Here is a 17,191-nt window from a genome sequence, read left to right as displayed (position 1 = left end):
TATTCCACGGAATTACAATCGATGTTTCCCGTGACTAGAGGGATGCAGGCATCGAATGTGAGCTTCGTCGCCGGTTGAATTTGTCTAATTTATACCGCAATAAAGTTGGATATATTCGGATATTTTCGACAAGGGATTTTTGAAAGATTGCAGAAAACTTTTTCTCATGATCGTGAATTCAAGAAATTCACACCGCTCAAAGATGCCCCGCTACGCCCGAGAGCGGCGCGCGCCACCTCGAAGCGCGCAGTTCCGTGGCCACCACATGGATCAGGGAGAGTTGTGATCCCTGAAACCAATTACATCCATGGAGACGCATATATACATGTCAAGCGATATTCGAGGACATTCATCCCTTGTTCGGAAAAAAGTAACCCGCAACACACCAATTCTTATCTTGACTCATTCAAAATAAGTAGGCATGCTTGAGACATGACATCAAAGGCAGGGATCGAGCAGGTGCTGAAAGAGGCATCCATGCGGGTGACGCAACCTCGTGTTGCGGTACTCGCCGCGGTGACTGCGAACCCCCATGCCGACACCGAAACCATTATTTCGGCTGTGCATGAGGAGCATCCGCATGTGTCCCACCAGGCGGTATACGACTCGCTCAAGCTCTTCACGAGTCTGGGTGTTGTGCGGCAGATCCAGCCTCAGGGGCACATCGCCCGCTATGAGACCCGCGTTGGCGACAATCACCACCATGTGGTGTGCCGCTCCTGCGGGCATCTGGCGGATGTCGATTGTTCGGTCGGGGCAGCTCCGTGTTTGCACGCCTCAGACGATCACGGCTTCCAGATAGATGAAGCCGAAGTGATCTACTGGGGCAAATGCCCGGATTGCCAAGCCTTGAACAGCTGAAAAGCACCCCTTAGTTCCCAAGCCCCGCCGGATGGGCTGAAAGCCTCCCGGCGGACGCTGCCCCAAAAACCCCTTAAACCGGAAGGAAGAGCATATGTCTGAGACGACAGCAGGTCAGTGCCCAGTAGTCGGCGCTGGCCGAGTGCACCCAACCCAGGGCAACGCCAACACCGAGTGGTGGCCGAGCAAGCTGAACCTGAAGATCCTGGCCAAGAACCAGCAGGTTTCGAACCCGCTGGACGAGGACTTCGACTACACCGAGGCCTTCAGCGCCCTCGACCTCGCGGCCGTCAAGGCCGATCTGGCTGAAATCATGACCCAGTCCCACGACTGGTGGCCAGCAGACTTCGGACACTACGGTCCGTTCTTCATCCGCATGGCATGGCACTCCGCCGGCACCTACCGCTCCCACGACGGCCGTGGCGGCGGCGGCGCAGGCCAGCAGCGCTTCGCGCCACTGAACTCGTGGCCGGACAACGTGTCGCTGGATAAGGCTCGCCGTCTGCTGTGGCCAGTGAAGAAGAAATACGGCCAGGCCATCTCCTGGGCCGACCTGATCCTGCTTGCCGGCAACGTGGCTCTCGAAGACATGGGCTTCGAGACCTTCGGTTTCGGCGGCGGACGCAAGGACGTCTGGGAAGCTGACGACGACGTCTACTGGGGCCCGGAGAAGGTGTGGCTGGACAACGAGCGCTACACCGGCAAGCGCGACCTGGAAGCCCCCCTGGCTGCAGTCCAGATGGGTCTGATCTACGTCAACCCTGAGGGCCCGGACGGCAACCCGGATCCGCTGGCTTCGGCTATCGACATCCGCGAAACCTTCCGCCGCATGGGCATGAACGACGAAGAGACCGTAGCCCTGATCGCCGGCGGCCACACCTTCGGCAAGACCCACGGCGCCCACGCCGATGACAAGATCGGCCCGGATCCGGAAGCAGCCCCGCTGGAAATGCAGGGTCTGGGCTGGAAGAACGGCCACGGCACCGGCAAGGGCGCGGACACCGTGACTTCCGGCCTCGAGGTCACCTGGACCTACCACCCAACCCGTTGGGACAACGAGTTCTTCCACATCCTCTTCGCCTACGAGTGGGAGCTCTTCGAGTCCCCGGCAGGTGCCAAGCAATGGCGCCCGGTCAACGGCGGCGGCGCAGGCCTGGTCCAGCCGGCATTCGATACCCTGGAGCACCGCGAACCGCGCATGCTAACCAGCGACCTTGCTCTGCGCTTCGACCCGATCTACGGCCCGATCTCCAAGAACTTCAAGGAGAACCCGGACCAGTTCGCCGATGCCTTCGCCCGTGCCTGGTTCAAGCTGACCCACCGCGACATGGGCCCGAAGTCCCGCTACTTCGGCCCGGAGGTTCCGGCCGAGGATCTGCTCTGGCAGGATCCGCTGCCGGCAGCTCCTGAGGTCACCCTGGGTGCCAAGGAAATCGCCGAGCTGAAGTCCCTGATCAACGGCGCCGAACTGTCGGTGCAGCAGCTGGTCTCCACCGCGTGGAAGGCCGCAGCGACCTTCCGTTCCTCGGACAAGCGCGGCGGCGTCAACGGCGGCCGCATCCGCCTGGAGCCGCAGGTTTCGTGGTCGGTCAACCAGCCAGCGCAGCTGAAGCCGGTGATCGCCAAGCTCGAGGAAATCGTTGACCAGTTCAACGCCACCTCCGAGATCAAGGCTTCCTTCGCCGATGTTGTGGTCCTGGCCGGCAACGTGGGTGTCGAGCAGGCTGCCCTGGCCGCAGGCCAGCAGGTAGAAGTTCCGTTCACCCCGGGTCGCGTAGACGCCACCCAGGAGCAGACCGACGTCGAGCAGTTCGCCTGGCTGGAGCCGGTCGCCGACGGCTTCCGCAACTACGACTCGGGCTTCCTGGACCTGCCAAGCGAGTACCTGCTGATCGACCGCGCGAATCTGCTGGGCCTGTCGGCTCCGGAGATGACCGTGCTGCTCGGCGGCCTGCGCGTTATCGGCAATAACTGGGACGGCTCCAACCTGGGCGTCTTCACCGACACCCCGGGCGCACTGACCAACGACTTCTTCGCGAACCTGCTGGAGCTCGGCCTAGAGTGGACCCCGTCGGCAGACGAGCAGACCTACACCACCACCGACGGCCGTTGGACCGGCAGCCGCGTGGATCTGGTCTTCGGTTCCAACTCCGAGCTGCGCGCCCTCGCCGAGGTATACGCTTCGGACGATGCCAAGGAGAAGTTCGTCAAGGACTTCGCAGCGGCTTGGGCCAAGCTCATGGACGCAGACCGCTTCGAGCTGGCCCGCAAGAACTAGTTCCCTTGCGCTAGCTTCTAGCTGAGAAGCCGGTGGCCGCCGCCTTCCTTCGGGAAGGCGGCGGCCACCGGTCTCTTCATTTGCAGTTGCTGCCGGCACAGTGTTGGCGGCATGCTCAGAACAGGGTGGCTTCGCCGCCGTCGAATTCCGGGTTCTCCAGCTTCAGCAGCTGCGTTTTCACGTCCAGTCCCCCGAGGTAGCCGCCCAGCGAACCGTCCGTGCGCAGCACGCGGTGGCATGGAAGCACAATGGGCAGCGGGTTCGTGGCGCAGGCCGAGCCGACGGCCCGCACCGCCTTCGGCTTGCCGATGTGCTCGGCCACCTGGGCGTAGCTCTGCGTCCGCCCGTAGGCGATGCGGCCCAGTTCCAGTTGCACCTGCCGACGGAACTCGGTGGAAAGCCGCAGGTCCAGCGGAAGGCTGAATTCCTGCAGCGAACCGGAGAAGTACTGGTCGAGCTGCCTGGCCGCATCGTCGAGCGACCGGTCGTCCTTCAGGATCCGCGGACCCACCTTGTGCGCGAGCACCTCGAGGATGCGCTCATGCCCCTCGGTCTCGAAGGCCACCCGGACCAGCCCGGCCTCGGTGGAGGCCAGCAGCAGAGCACCGATCGGGCTGTCGACAATGCGGTAGGAAATCTCGATCAGCTGCTGGCTGCGGGCATCATGAACAAATTTTTTGTTCAATTCGGCCAGGATCCGTTCTTCGTCCCGCGTTGCAGGGACGGCGGCAGTCCGTTCGCTCATGACAACTCCTCCAGCATCTGCGCGTGCTTCCAATGGGTACGCAGGTTCTTGATTCCGTCGCTGCCCGCGCGGCGGGCGGCCGCTTCGGAACCTGAAAGGATCTGCGAGATCTGCGCGTAGCTCAATCCGCCCAGGTACCGGTAGGCGAGCACGAAACGCTGCTTCTGAGGCAGCGCCTTGACCGCCTGCCACAGTTCTCCATCCATGATCCTGGCTTCGGGCCGTCCCGCCTGCCCGACTTCTGTCTCGGGCAGCACCTCGGCCAACACCTCGGACGGGTTCTTGCGCAGTTCGTCGATGGCCTTGCGATGGGCGATGGTGACCAGCCAGGCCTGCACGTTGGCATCATCCGGCAGATCCGGATAGGCCTTGAGCGCGGCTAGGAACGTTTCCGACCACGCATCCTGGGCGCGATGCTCATCCAGCAGGGCACGGCACACACGCAGCACGGCCAGCCCATGGTCCTGGACAATCCGTTCGAACGGTATCTGCATGGCTCTCCCGGCGGCTGCTTCCCCTTGCGGGCTCTCACCTTGTAAACGTACCGCAGGGGCGGTTTGTGAGGTCGGGAGCGAAAATTTTTTGCTCCGCGGCGCCAAGGCGCAATCGGAGAAGCCAGCTACAGGCGCACCGTGTCCAAGTCAGCGGCGATTTCTTCCAGCCGCTTCAGGTCGATGTCGATCACTTCGCCGTTCTCCACGCCCTGGGGCTGCCGGCTTCCGGCGAGCGCGTCGCGGATAGTGCGCATGGTCGCGCCGTGGCTGACGACCATGATCCTGCGCCCCGCGTGCTCCTGCACCAGCTGGAGCAGCGCAGGCAGCGCCCGGTCAAGGATCTGCTGGTGGGTTTCCAGTTCGTGCTGCACCTCGGCGGCTTCCAGATCGCTGACCTCGGCCATGATGCGCCCCTCCAGCGGGCCGAAACTGCGCTCGGTCAGGGTGGGCACCGCCGGTCCGGTCTCGGCCCCAAGCTGCTCGGCGATCAGCGCCGCAGTCTGTTGGGCGCGGGCCAGCGGGGAGGCCAGCAGCAGGTCCCAGCCTTTGCCCTTCAGGAAGCGCCCCAGGCTGCGCGCTTGGTGGCGTCCGGTGTCGTTCAGCTCGATGTCGGTGCGGCCCTGCAGGCGGCCGGCCAGATTCCAGTCGGTCTGCCCATGTCGTACCAATGCCAACGCGGTGTCCATGACTCGAGCATAGGCGCAGCGCAAAGATATCGAAGAATCTGTGGCGAAGGAAGCAATACGCAACGTTACGACTCATAGTTGGGTCATTTTCGGTCATGTTGCGAAGATTGTTACAACCATCCCGAGCGGCCGAGAGAACTGGTTCGATGACGCCGCAGCAACCTGCCACAGCCGGTGGATACGGTGCTACCGCCAGAAACGATGGAGCTGCTTTCCGCCTACCCGGCGTTCAAGCGACATTGACCGGGATTCCTGCCTCGATGGCTTCCGTGTTCGGCACGGAGGCCAAGAACGTATCGACAAGGAGTCATAAGCCACCATGGCAGACCACAAGTTTGGATTCCGCACCCGCGCGCTGCACGCCGGAGGCACCCCCGATGCCGAGCACGGCGCCCGCGCGGTGCCGATCTACCAGAGCACCTCGTTCGTCTTCAAGGACGCCGACGATGCCGCGAACCTGTTCGCCCTGCAGAAGTACGGGAACATCTATTCGCGCATCGGCAACCCGACCGTGGCCGCGTTCGAGGAACGCATGGCCTCGCTGGAAGGCGGCCTCGGCGCGGTAGCCACCGGCTCCGGCATGGCCGCGGAGTTCGTCACCTTCGCCGCGCTGGCCCAGGCCGGCGACCACATCGTGGCCTCGGCCAAGCTCTACGGCGGCACCATTACGCAGCTGGACGTCTCGCTGCGCCGCTTCGGCATCGACACCACCTTCGTCGACTCCAACGACCCGGCCGATTTCGAGGCGGCGATCGGCGAGAACACCAAGGCCGTCTACACCGAGGTCGTGGCCAACCCTTCCGGAGACATCGCGGACCTGGCCGGACTGGCCGAGGTGGCGCATCGCCACGACATCCCGCTGGTGGTCGACTCCACGCTGACTCCGCCGTACATCCTGCGCCCGATCGAGCACGGCGCGGACATCGTGATCCACTCGGCCACCAAGTTCATCGGCGGCCACGGCACGACCCTGGGTGGCGTGGTCATCGAGTCAGGCACCTTCAACTGGGGCAACGGCAAGTTCCCGACCATGACCGAGCCGGTGGCCAGCTACGGCAACGTCTCCTGGTGGGCCAACTTCGGCGAATACGGTTTCCTGACCAAGCTGCGCAGCGAGCAGCTGCGCGACTTCGGCCCGGCGCTGCCGGCGCAGTCGGCCTTCCAGCTGCTGCAGGGCCTGGAGACCCTGCCCCAGCGCATGGACAACCACCTTTCCAACGCCAAGCAGGTCGCCGCCTGGCTGGAAGCCGACGAGCGAGTCACCTACGTGAACTACGCGGGGCTGGAATCCCACCCGCAGCACGAGCAGGCAGCCAAGCTGCTGCCGATGGGCGTTGGCTCGGTCTTCAGCTTCGGTGTCAAGGGCGGCCGCGAGGCCGGCGCCAAGTTCATCGACGCGCTGCAGCTGGCAAGCCACCTGGCGAACATCGGCGACGCCCGCACCCTGGTGCTGCACCCCGCCTCAACCACCCACCAGCAGCTCAGCGCCGAACAGCTGGTCGCCGCCGGCGTTCCGGAAGACCTGATCCGCCTGTCGGTCGGCCTGGAGGACGTCGAGGACATCCTCTGGGACCTCGACCAGGCGCTGGCCGCCTCGCAGGAAGGCACGCTGGAGTCCGACTTCGCGGCACCGGCCTACGACGGAGCATCCTGCGCCGTTCCCGCCGCTTCGAAGGGAGCGAACTAATGAGCACCGCTGAACGCACCTGGCAGGGCCCGGGCGCCGCGCAGCGCCTGAACATCCTGCGCGACACCAAGACCATCGCGATTGTCGGCGCCTCGAACAAGCCCTCGCGGGCCAGCTACTTCGTGGCCACCTACCTGCTGTCCTCCTCGAAGTACAAGGTGTACTTCATCAACCCGGTGCTGGACGAGATCCTGGGCCAGCCGGTGTACAAGTCGCTGGCCGACCTGCCGGAGTCCCCGGACCTGGTCGAGGTGTTCCGCAAGCACGAGGACATCCCGGGCGTGCTGGACGAGGCGCTGGCGGTCGGGGCGAAGACCCTGTGGCTGCAGCTGGGCACCTGGCATGAAGAAGTGGCCCACCGTGCCGAGGCCGCGGGCCTGAACGTGGTCATGGACCGCTGCGTGAAGATCGAGCATGCCCGCTTCCACGGCGGGCTGCGCCTGGCCGGATTCAACACCGGCGTGATTTCCTCCAAGCGCCAGCTGCTGGCCTAGGGAATCTCCGGGACGAACACGGCGGTGCCGCCCTTCTGAATGAAGGGCGGCACCGCTGTGTTGTCTTTTTCGGCGCTACTTGACCAAGTAGCCGCGCAGGTCGTCCAGGATCTGGTTGGCGCCGGTCGGGCCCAGGCCCAGGAACCAGACGTCGTCGTTCACGCGGATGGCCTGGCCGTCCTTGACCGCCTGCATCTGGCCCCAGAGCGGACCTTCCACCGCGGCCTTCTCGCCGGTGGCTTCCGGGGTTCCGTAGGAGGTGTAGAACAGCCAGTCGGAGTCGGCATCCGCCAGGTTCTCCGCGGAGATTTCTGCGGCCAGGTCGTCGATGTCCTGGTTGTCCGGACGAGAGAATCCGGCGTCGGCCAGGATCACGCCGATCAGAGACTTGTTGGCATACAGGCGGATCTTCTCCGGCATGAAGCGCAGCAGCGAGATCTTCGGATCGCCCTCGACGTCTTCGTTCAGCGCGGTGGCCTTGGCCTGGTAGTCGTTCAGCACGGAAACCGCCTTGGTTTCCTCGCCCAGCGCCTCGCCGGCCAGCAGGAAGTTCTCCTTCCACGGGAAGCCCGGGCGGATGGAGAAGACGGTCGGGGCGATCTGGTTGAGCTGGCTGTACAGCTTGTCTGCGCGCAGCTGGGAGCCGATGATCAGATCCGGGTTCAGCGCGGCGATGGCCTCCAGGTTCAGCTCCTGGATGGTGCCCACGGTCTTGGCATCCTTGACCTCGTCGGCCAGGTAGCTCGGCACGGAGTTCGCGCCCTCGGTGGACGGGATGCCTACCGGGGTGACGCCCAGGGAGAGCACCGCGTCCAGCTCACCGGTATCCAGCACGACCACGCGCTGCGGTTTGGCCTGGATTTCGGTGGTGCCGTTGGCGTGGGTCACGGTGCGGGGGAACTGGCCGGCTTCGGCATCCGAGCCGAACTTGGCGGTTTCCTCATCCGCGGTCGTGAAGCTCTGGCCGCCTACGGCAACGTCCTTGTTACCGGCGTTGGAGTCCGAGGTGCTGGTGGCTGCGCCGCAGCCGGCGGTGACTGCAACCATGAGTGCAGCGGTGGCGCCGAGGATGGTGCGGCCCCACGAAGTACGAGTGTTCAAGAAATTCACAACGCCAATATACCGTATTCAGTCGCGCAGCTTGATAGGTAAGCATCATCTACTGCAACATTCACGATAAGGTGTTCCAGTCACCATTCTCAGCGTGAAAGTGCGACCCCCACACCGTGAAGACCTTATCTCCACCCGATGATTTGCAACGTAGCAAGTCACCGAGCAAACATTTGTTGATTCTCGCGATGCTGGCGGTCCTGCTGGTCGCTCTGGCCACCGTGTCGCTGACCATCGGCTCAAAATCCCTGAGCCTGCAACAAATTTTTTCCGCGCTGGCAGATCCCGTGGAGTCCGTCGAGCGCAGCCTCATCCTGTCCTCGCGGCTGCCGCGCGCGCTGTTGGCAGTCTTCGCCGGCGCCGGGCTGGGTGTGGCAGGGTTGCTGGCCCAATCGCTGACACGCAACCCGCTGGCCGAACCGGGCATCCTGGGTGTCAACGCCGGCGCCTCGCTGGCCATCGTGACCGCTGTCGGATTCCTGGGCGTCTCGGGGTTCGCCGGCTATGTCCCCTTCGCCTTCCTCGGCGCCCTGCTCACCGCAGCGCTGGTCTACCTGATCGGCCGTCCCCGCGCGGGTTCCTCGGACCCGGTGCGCCTGGTGCTCTCGGGTGTAGCCATCGGCGCGATCTTCACCGGACTTGGCACCGCCCTGTCGCTAGTGCGCCCGCAGGCCTTCGACCAGCTGCGCGCCTGGACCATCGGTTCGCTGCAGGGCCGGGACGCCTCCATCATCGTTCCGCTGGCGCTGCTGACCGCCGTCGGAATCCTGCTCGCTGCGCTCTGCGCGCGGTCGCTGGACGGGCTGGCGCTCGGAGACGACGCGGCCACCGCGCTGGGCGTGAACGTGCGCAACACCCGCATCCTGGTGCTGATCGCCATCACCATCCTGGCTGCTTCGGCCACCGCCGCGGTGGGCGCCATCGGCTTCATCGGCCTGATGGCGCCGCATGCCGCGCGCCGGCTGGCAGGTTCCGGCACCGGCTGGGTCATGGCCTACACCTGCCTGCTGGCACCCATGCTCCTGCTCGTCGCGGACGTGCTGGGCCGCGTCATGCTTCCCGGCGAGCTGCAGGCCGGCGTGGTCTGCGCGTTCATCGGCGCGCCGATGCTGATCATGCTGGCCCGCAGCCCCAAGGCGGCGGCCCTGTGAGCATCGTATCGACCAACAAGACCCGGAGCCTCAAGCGTTCCACCCGCTCCCGCTCGGTCGGGCTCGCCCTGGCGGCCGCCGTCCTGCTGGCCACCGTCTTCGCGGTATCCGGCGGCGAGTACTCTCTCAGCCCGTGGCGGGTCCTGACGATCCTCTTCGGCGGCGGCGAGGGGCTGGAGACCACCGTCGTCTGGCAATGGCGCATGCCCCGGGCGACCGCCGCACTGGTCTTCGGCGCCGGCCTGGCCGTGTCCGGCGCGGTCTTCCAGACGCTGACCCGCAACCCGCTGGGCTCCCCCGACATCATCGGCTTCTCCACCGGCGCCTACACCGGGGCGCTGGTGGTGCTGACGGTGGTCGGCGGCGGATTCCTCGCCACCAGCCTCGGCGCGCTGGCCGGCGGCCTGCTGACCGCCTTCGTGGTGTACCTGCTGGCCTGGCGCAACGGCACCCACGGATTCCGGCTGATCCTGGTGGGCATCGGCGTCTCCGCGGTGCTTGCCTCGTTCAACCACTACCTGGTACTGCGCGCGGAACTGGACGTGGCCATGGCCGCCGCAGTGTGGGGCGCCGGCACCCTGAACGGCGTGACCTGGGCCGGGGTGATTCCCGTGTCGATTGTCGTGCTGGCCTCCCTAGCCGCGGTGCTTGTCGGCTCGAAGTCCCTGCAGATGCTGCAGATGGGCGACGACCTGGCCAGCGCCCTGGGCATGAAGGTCGAGCGCACCAAGCTGGTGCTGGTGACGCTGGCGGTCCTGCTGGTTTCCGCGGTGACCGCCCTGGCCGGCCCGATCGCTTTCGTTGCGCTGGTCGCCCCGCAGCTGGCGCGGCGCCTGGTGGGCGGGGGCTCGTTGAACCTGATCCCGACGGCGCTGACCGGGGCCTTCCTGCTGGCGCTGGGAGACCTGCTGGCCCAGCGGCTTTTCGCCCCGATCCAGCTGCCGGTAGGTGTGGTCACCGTCTGCATCGGTGGCATCTACCTGGTGTACCTGCTCAATCGCGGAACCCAGAAGGTCCGCGGGTAGCGCCCCGCACGCCCGACTGAGACCCAAGGCACATTTATCCCCGGAATTCCGGTGGTTTTCAGCGGTTTTGATAACAATTCGGTGGAGTTTGCGGACAACGCGGTCCGCCAGTTTGAAAACCGCGGCGGCGGCGCGGGAAGGTTGATTAATGCCTCCCCTTTCCCGCCGCCTTGCGGTGCTCCCTGTCGTCGCGTCCGCACTGCTTTTGGCCTCCTGCACCTCGCAGGTCCAAGCCGAGGACGGCTTCGCCAAGCAGGCGGTGGCGAAGCTGCTTCCCGGCCAGGAAAGCCCTCGGCTTTCGGGGTCCACCGGCGTTCTCGCGCAAGCCGCCCCACAGATCCCCGCCGTAGTGGCGCCGGCCGGGCCGATGCGGCTGCATCCGCGCCCCGAGGTCGACTGCGACCAGTCCAAGTGCGTGGCGCTGACCTTCGACGACGGGCCGGGGCGCCACACCGAGCGGCTGCTGGACCACCTGGCCGCCGCGGATGTCCCGGCCACGTTCTACCTGCTGGGGCAGAACGCGCAGAAGTACCCGGAAACCCTGCACCGCATGGTCATCGAAGGGCACCAGCTGGGCAGCCACACCCACGACCACAAGGCGCTCACCGCGCTGAGCAGCTCGCAGATCACCCACGAGATCGACACGGCGGCTGCCATCATCAAGGATTTGACCGGCGTCCATCCCGGCACCGTGCGTCCTCCCTACGGTGCGCACAACGCCCAGGTCGATGCGCTCATCGACGCCCCGCTGGTGCTTTGGGACGTGGACACGCTGGATTGGCAGCACCGCGACCCGGCGAAGGTCGCGAGCATCGCCATGGAGGAAGTGCGCGACGGATCGATCATCCTGATGCACGACATCCATGAGAGCACGGTCAAGGCCGTGCCCGAGCTCATCAAGCGGCTGAAGCAGCAGGGCTACTCCCCAGTCACCATCGACGAGCTGTTCGACGGGCAGGAGTTCAACAGCTCGACCGCCTACGCCAGCCGCAACCAGATCCGCTAGTCCGGCGCACCCGCGGCCCGCAAAACCCACTCAAACACAGATAAAGCCAAAAGTTTCTCCGCATTTCACTTGACCCAGCCACGCAATCGGGCATAAAGTCATCTAAACACAGATCCATGTGTTGCAGGTCATGAATCCCAGCGGAGGCAGAAATGTTCGCCGAAGAACGACACCGGCTGATCGTAGAGCAGCTCGCGGTCGACGGAAAAGTCACCGTGGCGCAGCTCGCCGACCGCTTCGGCATCACCCGTGAAACCGTGCGCCGGGACCTGGCGCAGCTCGAATCCGAGAACCACCTGCGCCGCGTGCACGGCGGCGCCGTAGCCACCAGCGAAGCAAGCACCCGCGAGGAAAGCTACGTGGTGCGCACCGCCATCCATGCCGAGGCCAAGGCCCGCATCGCCCAGCGCGCGCTGAGCCTGATCCCGGTCTCCGAGGCCTCGGTCATCCTGGACGCCGGGACCAGCACCGAAATCCTGGCCGAGCGCATGCTCAAGACGAACACCGGAAACAGCCTGGTGGTCATCACCCACGCGCTGCCCATTGCCTCGGTGCTCGTGCAGAGCCAGCACATCGCCCTGGAGCTGATCGGCGGACGCGTCCGCGGCATCACCGGCGCGGCCAGCGGCGCCCGCACCGCCCAGGAATACGCCAACTACCGCGCGGACATCGCCTTCATCGGAACCAACGGGCTCGCCGCGGACTTCGGGCTGAGCACCCCCGATCCGCTGGAGGCGGCGGTCAAGCGCTCGCTGGTGGCCAGCGCCCGCCGCGTGGTGCTGCTGGCCGACGGCTCGAAATTCGACCAGGAAACCCTGGTCCGCTTCGCGTCGCTGCACGCCATCGACACCCTGGTCACCGACCGGCAGCCGGGCGCCGAGCTGGCCGCGGCGCTGGAAGCAGCCGACGTCGAGGTGATCGTGGCATGATCGTCACCCTGACCTGCAACCCGGCGCTGGACAAGACCATCGAGCTGGGCGCTGCGCTGGTGCCGGGGGCCGTGCAGCGCGCCGACTCCAGCCGCGTGCAGGCGGCCGGCAAGGGAGTGAATGTCACCCGAGCCATCACCGCCGCGGGATCAGGATCCCTGGCCCTGCTGCCCGGGGACGCCAGCGACCCGCTGGTCATGGCGCTGGCCGCCGACAAGCTCCCGCACCGCGCGCTGCCCATCGCGGCCCCGCTGCGCACCAACATCACGCTGGTGGACCGCCAAGGCGTCACCACCAAGATCAATGAACCGGGCCCGGTGCTCGGCGCCGCCACCCTGGCCCAGCTGGAACAGCTGATCACCGAGCAGCTGGCCGCCACCTCGGCGTCCTGGCTGGTCATGGCAGGCTCGCTGCCCCCAGGGGTCCCGGACGACTACTACGCCAAGCTGACCGCGCGGCTGCGCCAGAGGCTGGGCACCGGCTGCCCGAAGATCGCGGTGGACACCTCCGGAGCCCCGCTGCGCCAGCTGTTCGCCCACGGCCCGCAGCACGTCCCGGACCTGCTCAAGCCCAATGGCGAGGAACTGGCCGAACTGGCCGGATCCACGCTCACCGAGGACGAGCTGGAAGCCTCCCCCGAACTCACTGCCCGCACCAGCGCCACGCTGCTGGAACGCGGAGCCGGCGCCGTGCTCGCCACGCTGGGCGCCGCCGGGGCGGTGCTGTCCACCGCGGACGGCTCCTGGCATGGAATCCATGACCCGATCACCGTGCGCAGCACCGTGGGCGCCGGGGATTCATCGTTGGCCGGCTATCTGCTGGCAGATACGGCGGGAGCGGACCCGGCGCAGAAACTGCGCCTGGCCATCGCCTACGGAACGGCCGCGGCCTCGCTGCCCGGTTCGACCATTCCCACCCGCCACGACCTCCGCACTGACGCTGTCGCCGTCACCGCTCTCACGCCAAGACAAGGATCCTAACCATGAGCGATCTGATCACCCCCGGACTCGTCACTCTGGATGCCTCCCTGGGCACCACCACCCATGACGTCATCACGCATCTGGCCAACCAGATCACCGCGCAGGGCCGGGCCACCGATGCCGCGGAACTGGCCGAGCACGCGCTGGCCCGCGAAGCGAAAACCGCCACCGGCGTGCCCGGAGGCATCGCGATCCCGCATTGCCGTTCGGCCGCGGTGACCGCCCCGACCCTGGCCATGGCCCGGCTGGCCGATCCGGTGGACTTCGGCGCCAAGGACGGCCCGGCCGACCTGATCTTCTTCATCGCCGCCCCGGAAGGCGCGGACAAGGACCACCTGAAGCTGCTCTCCAAGCTGGCCCGCGCGCTGGTGAAGAAGAGCTTCACCGCCGCGCTGCGCGAGGCCAAGAGCCCCCGGGAAATCGTGGACCTGGTCGCCGAGGTCATCTCCGACGCCCCGGCCGCGCCAGCAGCAGCCCCGGCCGCGACTGAACCGGCAGCGGCCGAACCGGCCGTCACCAAGCGCGCGAAGGTCGTCGCGGTCACCGCCTGCCCGACCGGCATCGCGCACACCTACATGGCTGCCGACGCGCTGGCCCAGGCCGCCGCTGAGCTGGGCATCGACTTCGCCGTGGAAACCCAGGGCTCCTCCGGCTCCACCCCGCTGGATGCGGCGCTGATCAATGAGGCGGACGCGGTGATCTTCGCCGTGGACGTGGACGTGCGCGACCGCGGCCGCTTCGCCGGCAAGCCTGTCATCCAGGTGCCGGTCAAGCGCGGCGTGGACGAGCCGGCCAAGCTGCTCACCGACGCGGTGGCGGCCTCCACCGACCCGCACGCCCGCCGGGTCCCTGCAGCTGCGGCCGAGGATCCCGCCCAGGGTCCGGACGCCACGAAGGAAAGCTTCGGCGGAGGGCTGAAGCGCGCGCTGTTGACCGGCGTGTCCTACATGATCCCGTTCGTCGCCGGCGGCGGCCTGCTGATCGCGCTGGGCTTCCTGCTCGGCGGCTACGCCATTACCGACGTGGCCGACACCTACCTGGGCGAGAACACGCTCTGGAACCTGCCCGAGGCAGGGCTGCTCGCCTACCTGGGCGCCGCCGCCTTCAAGATCGGCTCGCTGTCGATGGGCTTTTTGGTCCCGGCGCTGGCCGGCTATATCGCCTACGCCTACGCCGACCGTCCGGGCATCGCCCCTGGCTTCACCGCCGGCGCGGTGGCGGGATTCATGGGCGCAGGCTTCATCGGCGGCATCGTCGGCGGCGTGATCGCCGGCCTGGCCTGCCGCTGGATCAACTCCTGGTCCGTGCCGCGCTGGCTGCGCGGGCTGATGCCGGTGGTCATCGTGCCGCTGCTGGGCTCCATCATCGCCTCCGGGCTGATGTTCCTGGTGCTCGGCGGGCCGATCGCGCGCCTGACCGAAGCGCTGAACGACTGGCTCTCGGGCATGTCGGGTGTGGCCGCCGCCGGCCTGGGCCTGATCCTGGGCCTGATGATGGCAGTGGACCTGGGCGGTCCGGTCAACAAGGTCGCCTACTCCTTCGCCGTGGCAGGCCTGGGCGCCGGCTCGCTGGTGGAGAACCCCGCCCCGCTGATGATCATGGCCGCAGTGATGGCCGCCGGCATGGTGCCGCCGCTGGCCATGGCCCTGGCCACCGTGATCGCCCCAAAGCTGTTCAGCGGGGCCGAGCGCGAAAACGGCAAAGCCGCCTGGCTGCTGGGCGCCGCCTTCATCTCCGAGGGAGCCATCCCATTCGCCGCGGCCGACCCGCTGCGCGTCATCCCCGCCTCCATGGTGGGCGCCGGCGTCACAGGCTCGCTGGTCATGGTCTTCAACGTGGTCAGCCAGGCTCCGCACGGCGGCATCTTCGTTTTCTTCGCGATGAACAACACCTGGCCGCTCTTCCTGCTTGCCACCGTGATTGGTACGGTGATCTCGGCGCTGCTGGTCATCATCCTGAAGAAGTTCGTCCGCAAGTCCCCGGCCGTCCAGGCCCAGCCGGCAGCCGCCGAATCGGCAGGAGTCGCAGCATGAGCACGCAGCAGGTTTCCTACCACGGCGTCGGCGTCAGCGCCGGGCGCGTGATCGGGCCGGTGCTGCGCATGCCCGATCCGATCACCGCCCCGGCCGACGGCGCCCCGCTGCCTGAAGGCTCCACCGCCGACGCTGAAATCGAGCGCCTGGCCGCGGCCACGCAGTCCGTCGCCGCAGCCCTCAAGGCCCGCGCGGCCACCGCCACCGGAGACGCGCAGGCCGTGCTGAAGGCCACCGCGCTGATGGCCAGCGACCGCACCCTGCTCAAGTCCGCCAGCAAGCTGGTCTCCGGCGGCACCTGCGCCGAATCGGCCATTTGGGAAGCCGCCGACGCGGTGGCGACCCAGCTCGCGGCGCTGGGCGGCTACATGGCCGAACGCGCCGGCGACGTGCTGGACGTGCGCGCCCGCATCGTGGCCGAGCTGCGCGGGGTGCCCGCCCCGGGCATCCCGGACTCGGACGTGCCGTTCGTGCTGGCCGCGGTGGATCTGGCCCCGGCCGACACCGCCACCCTGGATCCGGCCAAGGTGCTGGCCCTGGTCACCTCCGACGGCGGGCCGCAGTCGCACACCGCGATCATCGCCCGCTCGCTGGGCCTGCCCGCCATCGTCGCCGCCGCCGGCACCACCGCGCTGGATGACGGCATGCTGGTCTTCGCCGACGGCATCAGCGGCACCGTAACCACGAACCCCGGCGCCGAGCAGGAGCACCTGGCAGCCACCTACGCAAACCGCGAACCGCTGCCGGACTTCGACGGCAACGGCATGCTGGCCGACGGGCATCTGGTTCCGCTGCTGGCCAATGTGGGCAGCGGGACTGATGCCCAGGCGGCCGCGGCCGCCGGTGCCCAGGGCGTGGGACTGCTGCGCACCGAGTTCTGCTTCCTGGGCCGCGATGCCGAGCCGACGCACCAGGAGCAGGTGGCCGCCTACGGCGCGGTCTTCGAGGCCTTCGCCGGCAAGAAAGTCGTGGTGCGCACGCTGGATGCCGGCGCGGACAAGCCGCTGCCCTTCCTGACCGACACCACCGAGCCGAACCCCGCCCTGGGTGTGCGCGGCTACCGCACTGACGCGGCCAGCCCCGGCGTGCTGTCCCGCCAGCTGGCGGCCATCGCGCAGGCGGCCGGGGAGCACCAGGCCGAGGTCTGGACCATGGCCCCGATGATCTCCACCCCGGCCGAGGCCGGCGCGTTCGCGGCCATGGTCGCCGAGGCGGGCCTGCCCACCGGCGGCGCCATGATCGAGGTTCCCTCCGCGGCGGTGCTGGCCGGCGGCATCCTGTCCCGCTGCGACTTCGTCTCGCTGGGAACCAACGACCTGACCCAGTACACGATGGCCGCCGACCGCCAGCTGGGCGCCATGGCCGAGCTGAACGACCCGTGGCAGCCGGCGGTGCTGCACCTGATCAAGGCCACCTCCGAGGGTGCCCGGAGCGCCGGAGGCAAGCCGGTGGGCGTGTGCGGCGAGGCCGCGGCCGACCCGGCGCTGGCCGTGGTGCTGGTCGGCCTGGGCGTGAACACACTGTCCATGAACAAGCGGGCGCTGTCCCCGGTCGCGGCGGTGCTGCGCACGGTGGACCTGCCCGCCGCCCGACGTCTGGCAGCGCTCGCCCTGGACGCCGACTCGGCCTCCGAGGCCCGGCGGCTCGTGCGCGCCGAACTGCCGGAGCTGGACCGCTTCGGCCTGTAGAACCAAGAAAACAAACCACCAGAT

General features: G+C 67.1%; 15 protein-coding genes and 1 riboswitch. Of the genes, 11 read left to right on the top strand and 4 right to left on the bottom strand.

Features of this window, described 5'->3' with window-relative positions; translation table 11 throughout:
* Nucleotides 1–432: 432 nt before the first annotated feature.
* Together C1H84_RS12905 and katG are read left to right on the top strand one after the other, a co-directional pair.
* Complete coding sequence (locus tag C1H84_RS12905; protein WP_181728134.1) at nucleotides 433–861, top strand: Fur family transcriptional regulator; 429 nt, start codon at nucleotides 433–435, stop codon at nucleotides 859–861.
* Between the two features lie 94 nt (nucleotides 862–955).
* A complete protein-coding gene (katG, locus tag C1H84_RS12900; protein ID WP_047118118.1) occupies nucleotides 956–3,139 on the top strand; it encodes a catalase/peroxidase HPI in 2,184 nt (727 codons plus the stop codon).
* Between the two features lie 115 nt (nucleotides 3,140–3,254).
* On the opposite strand, the gene C1H84_RS12895 is transcribed toward katG, so the two are convergent.
* The 3 genes from C1H84_RS12895 to C1H84_RS12885 form a co-directional block, all read right to left on the bottom strand.
* Nucleotides 3,255–3,884, bottom strand: a complete 630-nt coding sequence (locus tag C1H84_RS12895; protein ID WP_113607579.1) for a methylated-DNA--[protein]-cysteine S-methyltransferase — start codon at nucleotides 3,882–3,884, stop codon at nucleotides 3,255–3,257.
* Nucleotides 3,881–4,378, bottom strand: a complete 498-nt coding sequence (locus C1H84_RS12890; RefSeq protein ID WP_113607578.1) for an RNA polymerase sigma factor — start codon at nucleotides 4,376–4,378, stop codon at nucleotides 3,881–3,883. The genes C1H84_RS12895 and C1H84_RS12890 overlap by 4 nt, the downstream gene beginning before the upstream one ends.
* Before the next feature lie 125 nt (nucleotides 4,379–4,503).
* A complete protein-coding gene (locus C1H84_RS12885) occupies nucleotides 4,504–5,064 on the bottom strand; it encodes a histidine phosphatase family protein (protein ID WP_113607577.1) in 561 nt (186 codons plus the stop codon).
* Between the two features lie 113 nt (nucleotides 5,065–5,177).
* Nucleotides 5,178–5,272, top strand: a riboswitch (SAM riboswitch).
* A 111-nt stretch (nucleotides 5,273–5,383) separates the two neighbouring features.
* Between C1H84_RS12885 and C1H84_RS12880 the strand changes: the two genes are divergently transcribed.
* Nucleotides 5,384–6,751 (top strand): O-acetylhomoserine aminocarboxypropyltransferase/cysteine synthase family protein, encoded by a 1,368-nt coding sequence (locus tag C1H84_RS12880; RefSeq protein ID WP_047118122.1) that lies wholly within the window; start codon nucleotides 5,384–5,386, stop codon nucleotides 6,749–6,751.
* A complete protein-coding gene (locus C1H84_RS12875; protein WP_047118123.1) occupies nucleotides 6,751–7,245 on the top strand; it encodes a CoA-binding protein in 495 nt (164 codons plus the stop codon). Before C1H84_RS12880 ends, C1H84_RS12875 begins: the two co-directional genes overlap by 1 nt.
* 75 nt (nucleotides 7,246–7,320) lie before the next feature.
* Here C1H84_RS12875 and C1H84_RS12870 read toward each other — a convergent pair whose 3' ends face one another.
* Nucleotides 7,321–8,355: an ABC transporter substrate-binding protein gene (locus C1H84_RS12870; protein ID WP_047118124.1), complete on the bottom strand. Its 1,035-nt coding sequence runs from the start codon at nucleotides 8,353–8,355 to the stop codon at nucleotides 7,321–7,323.
* 188 nt (nucleotides 8,356–8,543) lie between these two features.
* Here C1H84_RS12870 and C1H84_RS12865 point away from each other — a divergent pair, with 188 nt between their 5' ends.
* The 7 genes from C1H84_RS12865 (at nucleotide 8,544) to ptsP (ending at nucleotide 17,167) form a co-directional block, all read left to right on the top strand.
* Nucleotides 8,544–9,506, top strand: a complete 963-nt coding sequence (locus C1H84_RS12865; RefSeq protein WP_052772215.1) for a FecCD family ABC transporter permease — start codon at nucleotides 8,544–8,546, stop codon at nucleotides 9,504–9,506.
* Nucleotides 9,503–10,531 (top strand): FecCD family ABC transporter permease, encoded by a 1,029-nt coding sequence (locus tag C1H84_RS12860; RefSeq protein ID WP_181728133.1) that lies wholly within the window; start codon nucleotides 9,503–9,505, stop codon nucleotides 10,529–10,531. Before C1H84_RS12865 ends, C1H84_RS12860 begins: the two co-directional genes overlap by 4 nt.
* A 148-nt stretch (nucleotides 10,532–10,679) precedes the next feature.
* The gene (locus C1H84_RS12855; RefSeq protein WP_113607576.1) at nucleotides 10,680–11,537 is read left to right on the top strand and encodes a polysaccharide deacetylase family protein; all 858 of its coding nucleotides are present in this window, start codon (nucleotides 10,680–10,682) and stop codon (nucleotides 11,535–11,537) included.
* Nucleotides 11,538–11,689: 152 nt separating this feature from the next.
* Entirely contained in the window at nucleotides 11,690–12,466 is a 777-nt protein-coding gene (locus tag C1H84_RS12850; RefSeq protein WP_053797218.1) for a DeoR/GlpR family DNA-binding transcription regulator, read from the top strand.
* On the top strand, nucleotides 12,463–13,446 hold the full coding sequence (locus C1H84_RS12845) for a 1-phosphofructokinase family hexose kinase (protein WP_047118128.1): 984 nt from the start codon (nucleotides 12,463–12,465) through the stop codon (nucleotides 13,444–13,446). Before C1H84_RS12850 ends, C1H84_RS12845 begins: the two co-directional genes overlap by 4 nt.
* A gap of 2 nt (nucleotides 13,447–13,448) precedes the next feature.
* Nucleotides 13,449–15,479 carry a PTS fructose transporter subunit IIABC gene (locus C1H84_RS12840; RefSeq protein WP_047118129.1) on the top strand — a complete coding sequence of 677 codons (2,031 nt, stop codon included), beginning with the start codon at nucleotides 13,449–13,451 and terminating at the stop codon, nucleotides 15,477–15,479.
* A complete protein-coding gene (gene ptsP, locus C1H84_RS12835; protein ID WP_113607575.1) occupies nucleotides 15,476–17,167 on the top strand; it encodes a phosphoenolpyruvate--protein phosphotransferase in 1,692 nt (563 codons plus the stop codon). Before C1H84_RS12840 ends, ptsP begins: the two co-directional genes overlap by 4 nt.
* Nucleotides 17,168–17,191 lie beyond the last annotated feature (24 nt).

The organism is Glutamicibacter soli, from assembly GCF_003309065.1.
Lineage (GTDB): Bacteria > Actinomycetota > Actinomycetes > Actinomycetales > Micrococcaceae > Glutamicibacter > Glutamicibacter soli.
Note: the sequence above shows the minus strand (reverse complement) of the source record. Positions and strands in the feature narration are given on the sequence as shown.